The sequence below is a fragment of the Bacillus sp. FSL H8-0492 genome (assembly GCF_038006145.1).
In the GTDB taxonomy this organism is placed as follows: Bacteria; Bacillota; Bacilli; order Bacillales; family Bacillaceae_G; genus Bacillus_A; species Bacillus_A mycoides.
In genome coordinates, this window is record NZ_JBBOUP010000001.1 from 3,284,348 (window position 1) to 3,304,273 (window position 19,926).

3 protein-coding genes are annotated in these 19,926 nt (G+C 32.7%); all 3 read right to left on the reverse strand.

Translation table 11 applies throughout. From position 1 onward, the window contains the following. Positions 1–27: 27 nt before the first annotated feature. Genes MHH66_RS16935 through MHH66_RS16945 form a run of 3 tightly spaced genes read right to left on the reverse strand, consistent with a single transcriptional unit; the run spans position 28 to position 19,926 of the window. Complete coding sequence (locus tag MHH66_RS16935; RefSeq protein ID WP_078184796.1) at positions 28–12,267, reverse strand: non-ribosomal peptide synthetase; 12,240 nt, start codon at positions 12,265–12,267, stop codon at positions 28–30. Further along, complete coding sequence (locus MHH66_RS16940) at positions 12,251–15,418, reverse strand: cyclic peptide export ABC transporter (protein ID WP_063217799.1); 3,168 nt, start codon at positions 15,416–15,418, stop codon at positions 12,251–12,253. The genes MHH66_RS16935 and MHH66_RS16940 overlap by 17 nt, the downstream gene beginning before the upstream one ends. A 23-nt stretch (positions 15,419–15,441) precedes the next feature. Beyond that, positions 15,442–19,926 (reverse strand): non-ribosomal peptide synthetase, encoded by a 4,485-nt coding sequence (locus tag MHH66_RS16945; RefSeq protein ID WP_078184725.1) that lies wholly within the window; start codon positions 19,924–19,926, stop codon positions 15,442–15,444.

Below are 19,926 nucleotides of genomic sequence, written 5' to 3' on the forward strand. Positions count from 1 at the left end.
GCCTCAATAACCAATATCTTATCTATCTTAAAAATTAAATTTGACATTTTCAATTTCTGTATTCTCGATTACTAACCCTTCAATCTCAATATTTTCTAATTTTATTTCTTTATTTGAACTAATCGTGTCTAAGATACCTAAAAAATTCTCCGCTAATTTTTTTATAGTTTCCATTCTATACAAACTACTCGCATATTCAAATTCAAAAAACAACTCTTTTTTTCCTTTTTCTACAAATAAGGTTAAATCAAATTTCGAAATTTTATTTCTATATTGAACAGGCGTCATTTTCAAATTCCCCATTATACTTTCATTGATTTGAGATTCTTGAAAAGCTAACATTGTAGAAAATATAGGGTTTCTCCCTAAGTCTCTCTTAATTTTTAACTTATCAATAATCATATCAAACTGGTAATCTTGATTATCATACGCTTTAATTAACTGTTCTTTAATCTCTGACAAAAATTCCGAAAAGTTTTTTTTCTCAATAGGGAAACTTCTAATTGCAATAGTATTTGCAAACATACCAATGATATTTTTCAAATCAGAATGTGTCCGCCCTAAAATAGGCATTCCTACAATTATATCGTGCTGCGAGGAACATTTTGATAACAAAATACTATAAGCTGCAGACAAAATCATGTACAATGTCGTATCTGTTTCTAAACATAAATTGTCTAAACGTTGCTTTAATTCATTTCCTCCCTCAAAAATAAAACTATTTCCTTCAAAGCTTTGTATAATTGGTCTAGGAAAATCCGTAGGCATATCTAATACTGGAAGATCCCCTGAAAGTACATCTAACCAATATTTTTCTTGTATACTTGCAGCACTTGTCTTTAAAAACTCATTCTGCCAATAAACGAATTCTTTATATTGAATAGGGTTTTCCTGTAACAGTTTTCCTTGATATAATTCTGATAACTCCTGCAGTAAAATATTGACTGAATATCCATCTGAAATCAAATGGTGCATATCTGTTAAGAGCACATGTTTATGACTACTTAAGCGAATGATCCTAACTCTTACTAAAGGGGCTTTACTTAAATCAAAAGGTTCAATAAATTCATCAATTATATTTTCCAGTTCGACATTCAGCTTACTTGATGGATTAGAACATAAATGTTCATCTAAAACAGAATAACTAATTTCTATATCCACTTCTCCCTGAATTCGTTGTTTGGGCACACCATCTACTACTTCAATAGATGTTTGAAATGCCTCATGTCTCTTTACAATCTCACAAAAAGCTTTTTCCAATTTATCCAGATTGATTTCACCTTCTAGTAAGGTTGCTCTTGGCATATTGTAACTAGTTCCAATCCCTTCCATCTGTTGTAGTGTATATATCCTTTTCTGAGCTGAAGAAAGGTCGTAATATTCGCACTTTTCTACAGGTTGTAATGACACATACTTACTTTCAGATCTTTTCTTTATATGCTTACTTATACCTCTTACTGTTGGTGCTTTAAACGCTTCTCTTAACGATATATCTACACTAAACTTTTTGTGAATTTCTGCCATTAAAAGCATTAACGACAATGAGTTTCCACCCATTTCAAAAAACGAGTCATTCATACTAATTTGCTTAACATTAAGAGTTTCTTCCCACATTTGTGCAACAGTTTTTTCAATTGGATCCTCAGGCAGTTCATAATTAGTTTTTATCAATAATTCATCCTTAATTTCTGGGAGTGCTTTAAAATTTAGCTTACCATTTGGAGTCAAAGGAATTCTATCTAACTTAATAAAGATAGAGGGCATCATGTAGTAAGGAATCTTACTTGAAAGGTATTCCCTTATTCCCCACCCATTCTCATTCTCTTTCAACACAATATAAGCACATAGTATATTATTATTTTCTTTATCTTTTTTTGGAACAACAATTGCATCAAGTATCATATCGTGTTGCAACAGTACTGAATTTATTTCTTCTAACTCCACTCTATATCCTCGAATTTTTAATTGATTGTCAATTCTTCCGAGAAATTCTACTTCTTGATGGCATGTGAGCCTCCCTAAGTCTCCCGTTCTATAGAGTTTGATTTTTTCATGTCCCAAAGGTGAAACCGTAATAAACTTTTCGCTATTTAAATCAATTTGATTCAAATAACCTTCTGTCACTCCTACTCCCCCAATACAAATTTCACCAGCCATTCCAAGTGGAACAAGTTTTTGACCTCTATCCAAAATGAATATTTTCGTGTTATCTACTGGTTTTCCAATAACCGTTCCCTTGGATACAAGTTCAAAATCAGTAGCATTAAATTTGTGAAATAGAGCGCCAATAGTAGTTTCTGTAGGTCCATAGTGATTCATAATTACAGTTTGCGGATACACCCTATTAAACTTACTAATATCAGCTGACTTCACTTCTTCACCGCCCAATACGATTAACCTTAGCGCCATGCAATTCTCATAATCTTCAACCATACGATGGTTAACTAAATAATTAAATAGTGAAGGAGTCAGTTTTATATAACTTATCTTTTTCTCTTTCAAATATGTGATAAGGGTTTCTGGGAGCATATAATGTTCTTTTGGAACTAAATGTAACTCACACCCATTTAATAAAGCTGTATACAAACTTGTATATCCTAAATCAAATGCAAAGGAAGATAATAGTAGTGTTTTATCCCTATACGTTATACTTGCTTCTCGTGTGAACCATGAAATATAATTTACCAAGCTTTGATTCTTAATCGGTACCCCTTTTGGGAGCCCAGTGGTACCAGATGTATAAATAATATATATTGGATTATCAACTGTACTTCTTTCCTCTATATTTGAAGGACATTCAAAAAATAAGCTCTTATCTTCCAATTCCATAACCTCACAAGTAAAATCATTAGAAGTTACTAAGTGAGACTGAGTCAAAAGAAGAATTGTATCACTGTCTTCAATCATGCTATTTATTCGTTCTAATGGAAACTCCGGATCAAGAGGTAAATAAATTGCCCCGCTTTTAATAATACTCCATAGTCCAATGATCATTTCAATAGAAGGCTCAGCTAATAAAGCGATTACTGTATCACTTCCTGCCCCCTTCTTAATCAAGTGTTTAGCTAATTGATTTGCTTTATCATTTAATTCCTTATAAGTTATTGTTCTCTGTCCAAACACTACAGCAGTACGATTCGGATGTTTTTCCACCAGTTCTTCAAATATACGTTTAATCGTTTTTTCTTCTGGATACAAAGTATCAGTATTATTAAAAACACCTATTCTATTTTTTTCTTTCATGGTTACTAGATCAATTTCCTCAATTGGAATAGTAATGTCCTCTATGATAGTATCAATAATTTTAACGAAATGTTCCGCCATTCGTTCTATCGTTTCTTTACGGAACAAACCTGTACTATATTCAAATATAAAACGAAGTTGTCCATCCTGCTCAGTTACTTTCAGCTCTAAATCAAATTTAGATGTACGATTCGTATACTCGTACGGTTTAATTTCAAAATCACCTATTTCCGCCCTTACTGCATCAACATTTTCAAAAGCAAACATCACATCAAACAGAGGATGGCGATTCACATTTTTTCGCAATTGTAGCTTATCAACGAGCATCTCAAATGAATATTCCTGATGTTCGAGAGCTTGAAGTGTGTGGCTTGCAACTTCTTTCAAAAAATCCTCAAACCGTTTCTCTGAAGTAGGATAATTTCTGAGCGCAAGTGTATTAACAAACATACCTACCACATTTTCTAATTCAGAATTCAGTCTTCCTGCTACCGGGCTTCCAATTATAATGTCTTCTTGTCCGCTATATTTAAACAGTAGTATATTGAATGCCGAAAGTAATAATGAGTACAGAGTAGCTCCTTTTTGGCTTGAGATTTCATTTAATTTAGATGTATAATATGCATCCAAATTAACTTGAACTACATCACCTTCAAACATTGGCTCATCTAACCTTGGATAATCAGTTGGTAAATTGAGTAATGGTATTTCTTTTGAAAATATTTCAAGCCAGTACAGTTCTTTTAGTTTCCAGTTCCCGGATTCTATCATTTTGTTTTGCCAGTTTGAAAAATCTTTGTATTGAATTCTTACGTCTGGCAAATTATTTTTTTGATAAAGAGATGCAAACTCTCTAATTAAAATTCCCATTGATAAACCATCGGATATAATATGGTGCATATCATAAACAAGCAAATATTTCGATGATGGTAGCACCTCCACAATTGCTGCTCTGAACAAGGGCCCTTTCTCTAAATCAAATGGTCTAATAAATGTTTCAACAACACTCTCAAAATTTTGTTCATCTGCATACAAGTGTTGCATATTCCATTCAGGATTCTGATGGATTTTTTGAACTATTTTCCCTCGTACTTGTTTAAATGATGTTCGCAAGCTTTCATGGCGATTAATTAAAGCTTGCAATGCCTTTTCTATCTGTACTATATTAACTTCCCCTTCAAGAAATACTGCTCCGGTAATATTATAGTTTGTAGATGCACCATTCAATTGACTAACAATATACATACTTTTTTGTGCTGGAGAGACTTCATAATACTCCTGTGGTGGTGCTAGACGAATCGCTTCATATGTTTCTTTTTTCCCCATCATTTCTTCAATGATTACAGCCAATTCCTTAATAGTAGGAAATGCAAATATATTTCCAAGTGGAAGTTCAACTTCAAATTCCCTATGAATTTCAGAAACAAGTGTTATTGCTTTTAATGATTGTCCCCCAATTTCAAAGAAATGATGATTAATGCCTACACCATCAGTTCCCAGTATCTTTCTCCAAATACTTACAAGTTTTTGTTGTATCGTATTATAAGGTTTTTGATACTCTTCATCAAACTGTACTTTAATCTCCATATTTTCTAGGGACTTCCGATCAATTTTTCCATTCGGACTGAGCGGAAGGCTTCCTAGTTGAATAAAATAAGAAGGAATCATATATTCAGGAAGTTTTTTCCGTAAAAAACCCCTTATACTGCATTGATTATTTGTACCATGTGAGGGGGAATCATAGAATGCAACAAGATACTTATCATTTGCTACTCCATTCTTCACGACAACTATAGAGTTTTTTATGTTATCACATTTGTTTAAAACAACTTCAATCTCTCCTATATCAATTCGATGCCCTCGTATTTTTGTTTGGTCATCCTTCCGCCCCAGAACCTCAATGTTACCATCGCAAAGTAATTTCCCCATATCTCCTGTTTTATAAAGCATTTTTCCATAATTATGATAATACGGATCTCGAATAAACTTATCCTTCGTCAACTTAGAATTGTTAATATAACCTCTAGCTAAAGGTATGCCACCTATGAATATTTCCCCCTTCACTCCAATCGGCAAAGGGTGCATGTTCTCATCAAGGATATAAATGCGCCTGTTAGCAAGTGGTTTTCCCACGGGAATAACTTTTAAGTCGGCACTTTTAGTTCCTTTTCCAGACACTTCATATAAAGTACTTGTCATCGCCGTTTCAGCAGGTCCATATGCATTTAACAAAATAATATCTTCTAAAGGTAACTGTTCCCACATCCCTACTTTCTCCGCTGGCATTTGTTCCCCACCAACTATGACGAGTCTGAGGTTACTATCTGGAATTATTTCTGGTCTTGTATACCATTCTTGTACAATTTCGCCCCAATAATTTGTAGGTAGATTAACAACTGAGAGTCCAAGTTCAACACATTTCTGAGAAAACTGATAAGGAGTCCATATATTCTTATCACGCAAAACAAGAGAACTTCCTGCAGCTAGTGTTGTAAAAATCTGTTCAAGTGAAATATCAAAACTTATCGAAGAAAACTGAAGAACACGATCCTCCGGTGTCAGCTCATAACGTTTGCAAATATCAATGGAGTGGCTTACAACTGCTTCATGAGACATCATTACACCTTTTGGTCGACCAGTAGAACCCGAAGTATAGATGATATATGCCAAATTCTGGGGTTCAATTCTAACACTCGGTTGGTTTTTTGGTTCTTTGAGCACTGAATCCCATTCTATATCAAGACAAACGGTATGCCCCTGATAATCTCTAATCTTCGACTGTAAATTATTTTGGGTGAGTAATATAGGTACTTGGGCATCTTTCAACATCAAATTTATTCTTTCGCCAGGATAATCCATATCTATAGGTAGAAAAGCTCCACCAGCTTTTAAAACAGCTAAAATTCCTACAATCATTTTAGGTGAACGTTCAACATACACTCCCACAGGTATTTCAGGCCCTACCCCTAATTTAATGAGCTTATGCGCTAACTGGTTTGAAAGTATATCTAATTCTGTGTAAGATAAACTTTCATTCCCCTGTATAACAGCAGGTTTGTTTAAATTTAATTTTACTTGATCAGTAAATAAATCCTGAAAACATTGATTCTTAGGATAATCCAATGAAGTAGAATTATTATCACTTAAAATATGTGTAAGTTCTTTTTCGGAAATCATTGAGATATTCTCTAACTTACCATCTTCGCTAACAAGCATTTCCCACAAAATATTGATTAAATGTGAAAGTATCTGATTTGCTTCTGTTTCATTTAAAAAGGAACTATTGAATAGTAGCTTCAATTGAAGCTTTGGTTGTAGATTACAATAAACAACCAAAGGATAATCCATTTGTTCATCTATACGTACTGATTTCACTTGTAATGAACCAATTCCGTCTTTCAATTTCACATCGAATGGATAGTTTTCAACAATTACAATACTCTCATACAAATCATATAAGGCAGAGCTTCTTGGCATATCAATCCAACTTCTTATATCAACGAGTGAGGTATATTCATATTGACGCATTTCAACCTGCTTCAGTTGTACATCTTTAAGCCATTTAATCAAATTTACATTTTTATTTATCTTTACCCTAAAAGGGAGAGTATTCATAAAGCAACCAATTATTGAATCCGAGCCTTCTAACTCAGCCGGACGCCCTGATGAAGTTACCCCAAAAATAATATCTGTTTCTTGGGAGTAGCGATTTAAAAGAATTGCCCAAGCCCCCTGAATCATAGTATTTAGTGTAATCCGATTCTTTCTAGTAAAGTCTTGAATTATCTGCTGTTTGTCTTCAGACACTTCGTATACTACATCTCCAAAAGCAGATAACTGATTTGAATTTTTTGCAGGAAAAATATTATTGAATCGTATAGGTGTTTTAAATCCATCTAACTCGGTTCTCCAAAATTGTTCCGCTTTCTTCTTGTCTTGCCTACGTAACCAGTCGATATAATCTTTAAATGAATATACATGTCCAAATGTTATCTTTTCGTCAACACATAATGCTTCATAACACTGACCCAGTTCCTTAAAGAGGATGCTATTACACCAACCATCTAACTGAAGGTGATGATGCGTCCATACTACATCATAGGCATACTCTTCTTGCTTAATGACCAAAATTCTCATAAGTGGTGGTTTTGAAAGGTCGAATCCCTTCTTACGATCTTCCTCAATAAGTTGTTCTAACTTTTGCAATCCTTCAGATTTCGAAAAATTTGTCCAATCTAAAACTTGAAAAGGAATTTTTAGATCTTTATGAACAATCTGTACAGGTTCTTCTAGCCCTTCCCAATGATATGATGTTCTTAAACTTTCATGTCTATCTAAAAGTTTTTGCCAAGCCTTTTCAAATATCTCAATATCTAGTTTTGATTTTATTGAAAATATTGTTTGCTCCACAGTTACTGACGATTTTGGTGAATAGATATGATGAAAAACCATACTTTGTTGTACAGGTGAAAGCATGTATATATCTTCTATATTTTTATATACCTCAATCCATTCATCAATTTTCTTTTGATCTATGGAGACAAGTGGGAAATCTGAAGGCGTCAAATATGTACCTTCTTTTGTTTGACAGTGGTCAATTATATTCTTCAAATTGTTGACAAAGTCCTTTGCCAAGCCTTGAATGGTTTCAACCAAATGACTATTCGCACTATATTTCCATTCTACACATAATTTTTTATCAACGATCATACATTCAATTTCAAGCAAGTGACTTCTAATTCCATTCAAATCACGGGTTAGTCCTGTATTCACATCCGATATATTAAATAACTGCTGTTTTTTAATTGCTTGTTCGAACTGTCCTAAATAATTAAAGCTTATTTGTCCCCTTTTCCTAGACGAAATTTGCCCTCGCATCTCTTTCTCTGCTAAGTAATATAAAATTTCATAACCAATTCCACCATTTGGTATAGCACGATACCGCTCTTTTACTTGCTTCAATATTTCTGCTATGCCCTTCTCTTTTTCAATGTCGCCCATAACAATAGGATATACACAAGTAAACCATCCTACAGTTCTTGAAGTGTCGTACTCTTTTAACAAAGGATTCCTACCATGGCCCTCCAAATCAACTAGTGTTTCACCACTCCAATTTGCTAATGTACTAGAAAGTGCGGAAAGCAGAATATCATCAATTCTCATTTTAAATAATTGATACGTGTCATGCAGTAAATACTTTGTTTCTTTCTCCGTCAACATAAAAGAAAGTGTACGAGCAGAGTTTTCATCATTTCTCCCCCCTTCCATGTCAATAGGTATAGTATTTACAGAAGAAGGGACATTGTTCTTCCAAAAAGCAAGTTCATCTTTTAATTGATTGGAATAAGCATATTCATAGAGATGCTCAGACCATTTTTTAAAAGAGAGGCCTTTCACTGGAAGTTGAACAGAGCCACTATTTGTAAGCTGTTCATATATCATCTGTAGAGTGTCCAGCATAAGTCGCCATGAATATCCGTCTATTACAAGATGATGTACTGTTATAAACAACCTTCCTTTTTCCTGATCCCCAGAATCAAAATATGCAACTTTAATTAATGGCCCATCTGTAATGTTTAATTCATACTGCAATTTTGATAAAATTTCATGCATATGACTATTATTAAAATCATGTAATTCAAATAATACATTCTCATCGGACTCTGAATAAACTTGAATCCATTCTCCAGCCCTTTGATAATAACGGAGCCTAAAACTATCATGATAATTTGTAAGTATACGAAAACTTTCATGCAACAAAGTCGGATTTATACCTGCTCGTGTTTCCAATAGCACAGATTGATTCCAATGATGATAATTTTCCAAATCTTGCTCAAAAAACCACTTTTGAATCGGTGTAAGAAGCACTTCTCCAGTCTCAGGTTCTTCTATTTGATCTTCACTATAGCTTTCTTTAATATCTGCAATACAATCCGCCAGTTCTGCTATCGTTTGGTTCTCAAACATCTGACTCACGGTAATCTCTACACCCTTTTGAAGCGCTTTACCTACTATTTGAATACTTAAAATTGAGTCTCCTCCCAATTCGAAGAAGTTATCATGTATACCAATTTCCCCCTGATGTAGACCCAATACTGCAGACCATACCTCTACTAGTTCTTCTTGAACTTTATTTTTTGGAGCAACGTAACCTTTATAAGTATGAATTTGAGGAGCTGGTAAGTTCCTTCGATCAAGCTTTCCTATGGAAGTTAAGGGCAGACTCTCTAGCTGAATATAGTATGACGGAAGCATATAATCTGGTAATTCTTTTGCTAAAAACCCCTTAAGTTCCTCCATGTTAACCTGAACATGGGAAACAATATATGCACAGATAACTTTTTTTCCATTATTAATTTCCCAATCAATTACAGCAACATCTTCAATGTAGTTCCTTTTTAATATTAAATTATGAATTTCTGAAAGTTCAATCCGATACCCTCTGATTTTCACCTGATGATCCTCTCTTCCAAGAAACTCGATTTCTCCGTTTGGAAGCCATCTTCCTAAGTCCCCTGTTTTATACATACGATCATTTGGATTAAAGGGATCATTCATAAACTTTTCATTTGTAAATTCTGGTAGATTCAAATACCCTCTTCCTACACCGTCTCCAGCAATATACAACTCACCAGGAACACCTATTGGACTAATATTTTTATCTTTATCTAATATATAACATCTAACATTTGAAATCGGCCGCCCTAAAGAGACGGTATTTTCTGAACATTCAACACTTAAAGCATCTACTGTCGTTTCTGCTGGACCATAATTATTATATAATTTATATCCTCTATCAATCAGTGCATCTTTTAATGATTCTTCTAGTCTTTCTCCACCTGAAATAACTGTGTGTAAACTCTGCAATTTGCGATCATGACATAATAATTCTTTTAATACAGTCGGTATGAAATTAATAATATGAATTTCATGTTGATCAACATAATCACAAAAATGCTTCTTATTTAAAATTAAATTCTTTTCGGCTATATGTAATGTCGCTCCATAAAGTAATGTACCGAAAAAATCCTCAATACTCGGATCAAACACATAATTTGTTAGTTGTAATAGATTTGTTTTTTCCGTTATATTAAATGTTTTTCCAAACCACTGAACAAGATTAACAACATTTCGATTTTCTATCATTACACCTTTAGGTTTTCCTGTAGTACCTGAAGTATACAAAACCGTAAATAAATCATTCGGACTAAGGTTTACTTTTGGTAGAAGAGTCTCATCCGAAAATTTTCTACTATTATCCAATATAAAAATACAATCATTGTTGAATTTTTCAATTACATAGTCGTTTTTATTAATTACATCCTTACTGGTCAATATGAACTTTGTTTGACTATCCTGTATCATATACATTTTCCTTGACTCTGGATATTCTGGATCAATTGGCAAGTATGCAGCTCCGACTTTTAAAATAGCAATTATCCCTATTAGCATTTCAATTGATGGATCCGTCATGATTCCAATAATCTCACCCTTTTTCACTCCTTTTCTAAGCAGTTCATTTGATAAGTTATTGGATATGGCATTTAATTCTTCATAAGTCATAGTCCTATTTTTATATACAATCGCAACATTATCCGGGGTTTTCATCGCTTGTTGCTCAAACAACTGACTAATCGTCAACTGATGTGAATATGTTTTACGAGTATTATTAAATTCCAAAAGGATTTGTTTTTTCTCTTCAATAGATACGATATCAATCTCTTCTATTTTTTTATGAGGATTTTTTATGACTGCTTCTGCAATTATAGTAAAATGTTGAGCTAAACGCTCAATTTTAGATGATTCATATAATTGTTCGTTGTAACTGAAACATATCTCAATATCTTTGTGCAAACTTATACTAATAGATAAGCCATAATTAGTCATTTCAAAGGTGGAATATGAGTTCAAAGCGATTCTATTTTTGTTTGTCAGTATCGTCTGATCTAAAGGGTAGTTTTCAAAAACAACAATAGTATCAAAAAGGTCGATTTCCGTATCCAATTCACTATATTTTTTTATATCTACTAAAGATGATGTCCCATACAATTCCCAATCCTGCAATGTCTTATTTAACTTTTTGATAAGTTCTATAGATGTTTCGCTAGAATCCTTTTTAACTCTTAATGGAACTGTATTTATAAATAGGCCTACCATTTCTTCAATCCCATTAAATGTTCCTGCTCTACCCGAAATAGTTGCGCCAAAAATAATGTCATCGATATTATGATTCTTTTGTAGCACAATTCCCCATAAACTATAAACAAGGGCGGCAAGAGTAACTTCATTTCCCTTCGCAAATCCTTCCAACTTATCCCTTGAAAATTGAATGCGATACTGATGATCTTTTCGAATTGATTTATGTTTCTTTTTTGTTACTTCCAATCTATTTTGCGAGTTAAATCCTTTTAAATACTCTTGCCAAAATACTTTCTGCCTTTCTTTATCCTGTTTTTGAATATATTTAATAAAATCTTTATATTTTTTTTTAGTAGGCAGATTGTAAGTTTCTGATTCACTAAGGCATCGATATGCGTTTAGGAATTCTTTTAAAATAATTCCATTACTCCAGCCATCATATATAATATGATGATTACTTATAATCATTTCATGTCTTTCTTCTGCTAATATGCACAAAGTAACCCTGAATGGTATTTCTCGAAGGTTAAACTTTTTTTCACGATCTTTAACTTTTATCTCTTCTAGTAAAATATTTTTTTCACTTTCACTCTTGTGTGTAAGATCAATTATTTTAATATGAGGGGTATGTTCTTTCAATACTATTTGAACAGGAGTTTTCACTTTTTCCCAACGAAATAGTGTACGTAACTGCTCATTTGTTTGGACAACCGCGTCCCAAGCTTTCTTAAACAATCCTGCATCAACTCTACCTAAAATCCCCAAACATATCTGTTCAAAATACTCATCACTTTGAGGATTTTTTAAGTAGTGAAATAACAACCCTTCCTGTATTGGTGTTAAACCAAGAATATCTTCCAAATTTTGTTTATCCAATTTTATCATCATTGAGCTCCTCCTTGAGACAATCAAATGAATCTAAATAATTATGCTTCTTCATATTTTCTATAATTTCTCCTCTTTCCATCTTGATAACTTTATCCGCGATATGAAAATACCTATCATCATGAGTAATAGCAATGATAGCTTTTCCTTTTTCCTTTAATTCAGCCAATAGTTCTGTATAGAAAAAATGTCTAAATTCAGGGTCTTGATCTGCCGCCCATTCATCAAATAGATAAATAGATTTATCCTCTAAATAGCTAATTAATAGTGCTAGTCTTTTTCGTTGTCCTGTTGAAAGTTTAGTTGTACTAAATTCTCCATTTTGAATTTGTACTTTTTCATCGATACGTAATATTTTCAAATATTTTTTTATTTCTTCTTCCTTTGAGCTATAGTCAATACCATAGACTTTTGTAAACAAATAAAAATCACTAAATATTGCGGAATATAGCTCTCTTAACTGTTCCTGATTTATTTCTTGATTGTTAACAAATATGTTTCCGCTATTTGCAGAATACAAACCTGTAATTAGTTTAGCAAGAGTTGATTTACCACTACCATTGCCACCGGTTATAAATACAACCTCTCCTGATTTAAGTTCAAAATTAATTGGCCCAACTTGAAAAGGTTCTCCATGTTCACTTTCGTATTGATATACTACCTCTTTAATCTCCATGTTTATTTTACTTTGAGGTATCAGAGTACTGTTTACGTCTGTCTTATTAGTTTCGGTTTTTAAATACCTTGAAAAATCATTTATTCTCTTCCAACTAATTTTCATTTGAATCGCATTAGGGATAGTATTGAGTATACTATGTAGAGGTCCTGTCATATAAAGAAAAACAAAAACATAGCTTCTTAAAAACTCACTCTGTACCCCTTTAAATAAAAGCGGAAATAAAAATGTAACAGCCCCAATTACCATAACAAACAGCAATTCACCAATAATAAAAACATTAGCAAACTTAAGACCACCTTGAATCCGCTTATCCTTATAATCCTCACAGCTCTCTTGCATCCCTTGTCCAAACTCTTCTCGTTTTGACTTTCCTATGCTTAACTCTTTATAACCGCCAATGAGATCGTTTATATATCTAAAAAAAGTGTTTTGGATGTTTCTTGTTTGTTCCCAAAGATTATTAGCTGATTTTCCAGCTACATAATACATACCTGCTGCAACCAAAATAACTGCAATAGAAACAAGCAGTCCATAAACATTAATTACTCCCAAATAAACCAAACAACATAAAAGTGTAATTGAATCAGTCAAACCAGTAATTATGGTGGCAGCATAATTACTGATAGCTTCTGTATCATTATTTAAGGTGGTTTGAATTCTTTCTGACTCTATTTTTTCAATTTTTTCATAAGGATTTTTTAATATATCGTTAATTAACTGGATCCTTTTTTCATAAATCAGATTATTCGTAATGGTAATCAACTGCGTCCGTACCAATTTTTGCGCTAATACATAAGTAATAATTCCTAGCAAAAAATATAAAAACAAACTATTGTTGCTTGAATAATTACTTCTAGTTAAAGCTTCATTAATAATAAAAATAATCATCGCATTTCCAAAACCACTGGTTACACTCAACACAAAAATCGGAAAAAAATTTTTCTTATTATGCAAAGGAAAAACAGTTATTAAAGATAAATATAGGCAGAACAGTACAATACTAATTAAAGTAGCCCATACCGCAAAACTCATACTGATAGGTAACCAAACATTAACAAAATCCCAAGAAAGTCTCCCGAAAAATACAAATGGAATTTTATAAAGGGCATACCCAGCTAAGAACGCAAACAGAAACGTTATAAAGGGAATACAAATACTTTTAAATTTATTTTTTTCCAACTTCCTTTTTTTCTTATACACCTGAATCATAACTATGAAAATGAAGTATAGAGTAATAATTGAAAAAGGAACCATAAACAAAAGTACAGTAACAGAAAAGGCATCAATACTCTTATACGTATCTTTACCGTTTGTCACCACACTCTCCCCCACAAGTGTGTCCATAATAGCCTGGCCAATATTTTGAGTGTAATCGGAGTTCATGTTAGCCATCACCGCAACTCCTAACTTCTCTTGAGGATGAAATACAACGAAAGAGGAGAAATTCGGATTACTTCCTGCATGTGATATTTCACCAGGACCATTTTGAAAAACTTGCCACCCTCCGGCATAAGAAGAGCCATCCTCAGATGGTGGAACTGATCTGTTTGGTATATGTGTACTATAAATTGCCTTTTGGTGATCATCACTTAGTCCATATATCCCAAGCTGCATACGAAGCCACTTTTCCATGTCTTCATTATTCGAGATAAAATAACCTGCGGGTGTATTTCCTCGATAAATAGGTGCATTAAACTCTATAGGCTTTAAAAAACCTATTTTATATCCCTTTGACATATCATATTTAGCGACATCTTTTCTAAACAAAAAAGTATTACCCATATTAAATTGGTTTAATATATTATTCTGAACGTATTGTTCAAAAGATTGATTGGTAACTTTTTGTATAACTAATCCTAGAATATCGTAGTTAATACTGGCATAATTGAATTGCTCTCCTGGATATGTCTCCAATTTTTGATTTAATATTTCTCTAACTGTATTTTCCAACGCATCATTGTCATTTGAGATAGGTATGTCCCCAATGGTATGAAAAGGGATCCCACTCGTATGATATAAAAGCTGTTCAAGAGTTATTTCAACATTTTTATTAAGTTGTTGTCCTTTATAATTACCTTCATATATCATTTGAAACCACTGCAAATATTTGCTAACAGGGTCCTTTAAATCAATTAACCCCTTTTGAACAAGTTGATATATTGCGAGAGCTGTAAACGCCTTACTATTCGAACCGATTTCAAATAATGTTTTTTCCGTTACACGTTGCTTTGTCTCAAGATTTGAATAGCCAAAACTTTTTTTATATACAGCTTGATCACCTTTGACTACTATCACTGACATTCCAGGAATTTTGGCTTCTTGCATTTGTTTTTTTATAAGCGAGTCTAGTTGTTCTTTATCGTTTTCCGTAAACATTCTATCATTCTCTGCATTTGCTATTTGAATCCCAAATAGCATCTGTACATTTAATAATATTACAAGGGTAATCAAAACCATTTTTACTCTCATCATGATTGAATGACTCCTCTCTAATATCATATATTAAATATATTTTCAAGATCTTCACTCGAGAGGTTTGCCGTTTCAAAATCAGATGGGGTGAATTCAGCATGTTTTCTCTGACAACAATGTTGAATCAAATCTCTCAATTGATTCATATACTCCATGAAAAATTGCGATATTGTTTCTTGTTTAAATTTGTTTTTGCTATACGTAATCGACAAATTCAACTTTTTGTCTACTGTATACGCAACGATATCTAGCAAACAATCCATCTCATTTTTATTGCTGTTATCTTGACCGGAATTTTCATACGCAAATTCAAAAATCCCATTGGAAAATGTAGCATTAAAATCACCTAAATAGTTAAAACGAACATACTTTCGAGATTCAGAACTTAATTCCTTCGAAATATACTTTAAAACTCCATAATTTAGACCTTTACTTGGAACGCTACGCAATTGCTCTTTTAATTGTTTAATTTGTTGTGATATATCTACATCCTCAAATTGTAACCGAATTGGAAATAGGCTCGTAAACCATCCAATAGTTCGCGATACATCAATTTCATCATTTAATTCTTCACGCCCATGCCCTTCAATTTCAATAATCACATCATTTGTTTTAATATACTTAGCCATTACCAATGATAGCGCTATAATCATTAGTTCATTACCTTTTGTTCGATAAGCTTCATTTGCTTTTTGTAACAGCTGCATAGTTTCTTCTTCTGTTAACTTCTTAATCATTTTCTCGCAAAATTCCATACGATCCAATCCTAAATCAAAATCATTAAATGAATTCTCTTCATATTGATATACATGCTCCCAGTATCGCTTTTCTGATTCTGGAATTTTTTTACTCATTCTCTTTAACTCAATTGCCCAATCCTGTACCGAATTATCTTTTGGCGGCAAAGAAGTTTTCTGCTTATTTTCTATCTGTTTATATAATTGATTTATATCTTCAAAAATAATTCGCCAAGATATACCATCAACAGCTAAATGATGAGCTGTCATTAATAGTCTTTTACCAAAATCGCCCAAATCAAATATACAAACTTTAAGAAGAATTTCATTTTCAATATTAAAGCTCGATTTCAATATTTCTCCAATACTAGCAATACGAATACTTTGCTCTGTTTTTGATAATTCAGATAAATCTAATGATTCTATTTTTATTTTTTTATTGTAATTATTTTGATTATAAAATAATTCCTTCGTTTCCATCCGGTAATTCAAGCGAAAAGCGTCGTGATGACAAACTAATAAGCTAAATGCCGATTCAAGTATCCCAACCTCAACGTCATCCTTTACTTTGACTAACACTGACTGTGTATAATGGTTTATATTGTTCAAATCTTGCGAAAAAAACCATGAGATAGATGGTATCGTTTCAATACTACCAACACATTGTTGATTACTCTTCTGCTCTTTTGTGCTAGTCATTTCTAAATATAAAATCATATCTTCAATAACTGGATTAGCCAAAATATCCTTTGTTTTTATTTTAATCCCTTTCTCACGTATCTTAGAAGAAATTTGAATTGCTTTAATGGAATCCCCGCCTAGATGATAGAAGTTGTCTCTTATACTTACTTTTTCAACATTTAATACTTCACGTATAATACCTACTAAATCACTTTCTATCTCACCTTCAGTTTTTTTCTCTATTTTAACTTCAGGTTTCGGCAAGGCCTCTCTATCCAGCTTTCCGTTAAACGTCAACGGTATTTCTTTCAACACAATAAAATACGAAGGAATCATATAAACTGGTAAGATCTCTTTTAAGAATCTAAATAGTTCGGATGTCTTCACCTTAGCATTCTCAGTATAGTAGGCACAAAGATAGCGGTTTCCATCATAATCCTCTTGATCAATCACTACCACTTCCTTAATGCTCAGATATTTTTGCAAGTTTATTTCGATTTCTTTTAGTTCTATGCGGAACCCACGAACTTTTACTTGATCATCTTTCCTTCCCAAATACTCAATCTTATCTCCTTCAATAAATCTAGCTAAATCACCCGATTTATACATCTGCTCTTTTTCCGAATATGGATTTACAATAAATCTCTCTCTTGTTAAAGCCTGATTGTTAAAATATCCTCTTGCAACACCTTCCCCAGAAATATAAATTTCTCCAACAACTCCCATTGGTACTGGGCGAAGATCGGAGTCCAACACATATATTTTCATATTTTGTGCAGGTACACCAATAGGAACAGATACCCCTTTATCTTTTTCAATATCGAATTGATGAATCATACATCCTACAACTGTTTCTGTGGGCCCATATTCATTATATATTTTTGTTTCTCTACCTAATTTTTTCTGTATGTTTGCGGCAAGGTCTACTGTTAAATTTTCTCCACCAACAATAATTTTTTTAATTGAACACCCAGAAAAGTCTGAATCTTTCAATAAAAACAGGTGAGATGGAGTTAATTTAATAATACTTGCTTTTTTTTCTTTAAATATCCTATATAATACATATTCGTTTGCATCAGCAGGATAAATAATAATCTGATTACCACTAATTAATGGGGTAAATATAGTTGTAACAGTAAGATCAAAAGCAAGAGATGAATACAATGGGAAAACTTCATTTTCACTTGCGCCTACATATACTTGATTTGCCCAGGAAATATAATTAACCAATCCTTTCTGTTCAATCATTGTACCTTTAGGGTTTCCCGTAGAACCCGATGTATATATGATGTAAGCAAGGTCAGTCGGCTCACTTCTATTTTTAATATTAGAAGTATCTCCCATATAAATATGAGCTGCATTTATATGGATAACCTCAACCGCATACAAAGAAAGATCCCATTGATGCGAAATATCAAAATTAGTGAACAGAATATTGATATCTGAATCTTGCAGCATATAATTGACCCGTTCAGATGGATATTGTGGATCAATAGGTAAATATACCGCTCCTGCTTTTAAAATTCCTAAAATTCCAATAATTGTTTCTAGAGAATGCGTAGTTGATATTCCTATTACTGTACCTTTTGTTACATTTTTCTTTAATATATACCTCGCTAATTGATTAGATCTATCATTCAATTCACGATACGTAAGTTCCTTATCTTCCAGGCAAATCGCAACTCTATCTGGTGTCCTTTCTACTTGTTCTTCAAAAAGCTGATGGATTGTCTTGTCCTTTGGATACTCCCTATTCGTTGCATTAAATTCATATATCAATTTATTCCACATATCTTCTGGTAAAATTTCTAATTCCATCAACTTTTTATTAGGCGACTCCAACATCTGATTCAGTAAATGACTGATTCCAAGATACATTTGTTCAATTTGCTTTTCTGTATACATATGATCCTTATAATCTATATCTAGATTAAATCCTCCTAATCTAGACCATTCTCGAATAATCAATTGAATTGAATAAATCTGATTCCTATTGTAAAATTCTTCATTTTCTATTGGTGTACCATTAATTTCAGTAGGAAGTTTTGTATTGTAATAGTTAATACATGTATCAAATAAATCACCGTATCCCTTTTTCTTTAATTCCAAATCTTTCACCAATACATCATATGGATATTTTTGATGATAATAACAGCGAACCAATTCACGATTAATGCCTTTTATAAAATCTAAGACTGTCATTTCACTATCAACAGTATGACGAAATGGCATAGTACTTGTTAACATCCCCACAATATTTTTTTCATTTTTCCCCGCTCGATTAAGTACAGGCATTCCAATAATTAAATCATCCTGCCCATTTACTTTATTTAAGTAAATATAATATAGGGCAACAAAGAATGCGTACACAGAAACATTTATGTCAGTAGCAAATTGTTTAATTTCATCCGATTGATTATTTGTTAAAGAATATGTTTTTCTATTTGCCTTTGCACAATCTACTTCGTTCTTCCGCTTCACAATTGGGAGCTTACTAAACTTCTCATTCCAAAAATTTTTATCCTTCATAAATCTTTTTGAAGTTAAATAGGATTCTTCCTTCTCAAGGCAATACATATAGGTACTATTAAGCTGATCTGTTATTTTTTCACCTTTCAAAATTTGAGTGTATGCATTACAAATCTGTTCAGTTAAAAGATTCATAGACCAACCATCAGAAATTATATGATGGACCTTAACGAAATATCCCCCTTCTTTAGTATCTTGTAACTTGAACAAAGCAAAATCAAATAAGTCTTGTTCATTGATATCGAAAGGTTTTGCAGCTTCCTGCTGAACCCAGGCATCTAAATCCTTCTGACTATTAAAAATAGTATATCGAACTTGATATTTATGATATTTCTCCACATATTGATGAACCTTCTCATCCGATTCTACAAATCGATGCCTGATTCCATCATTTTTTTTTATAAAATAATTAATTGCTTTCTCAAGACAATCAAAATCCACTTCTCCTTGTATCTTTACTGTTCCCCCAATATTATGCAATGGCTGATGAGGATTAATTTTCTCCATATACCAAATCCTTTGTTGAGGATGAGTTAGTGAAAAATATTCTCTATACTTCAA

What these genes read in the sequence shown, in the direction of transcription:
- MHH66_RS16940 (WP_063217799.1), bottom strand. Translation starts at nt 15,418, where the DNA reads ATGATGAGAGTAAAAATGGTTTTGATTACCCTTGTAATATTATTAAAT.
- MHH66_RS16935 (WP_078184796.1), bottom strand. Translation starts at nt 12,267, where the DNA reads ATGATAAAATTGGATAAACAAAATTTGGAAGATATTCTTGGTTTAACA.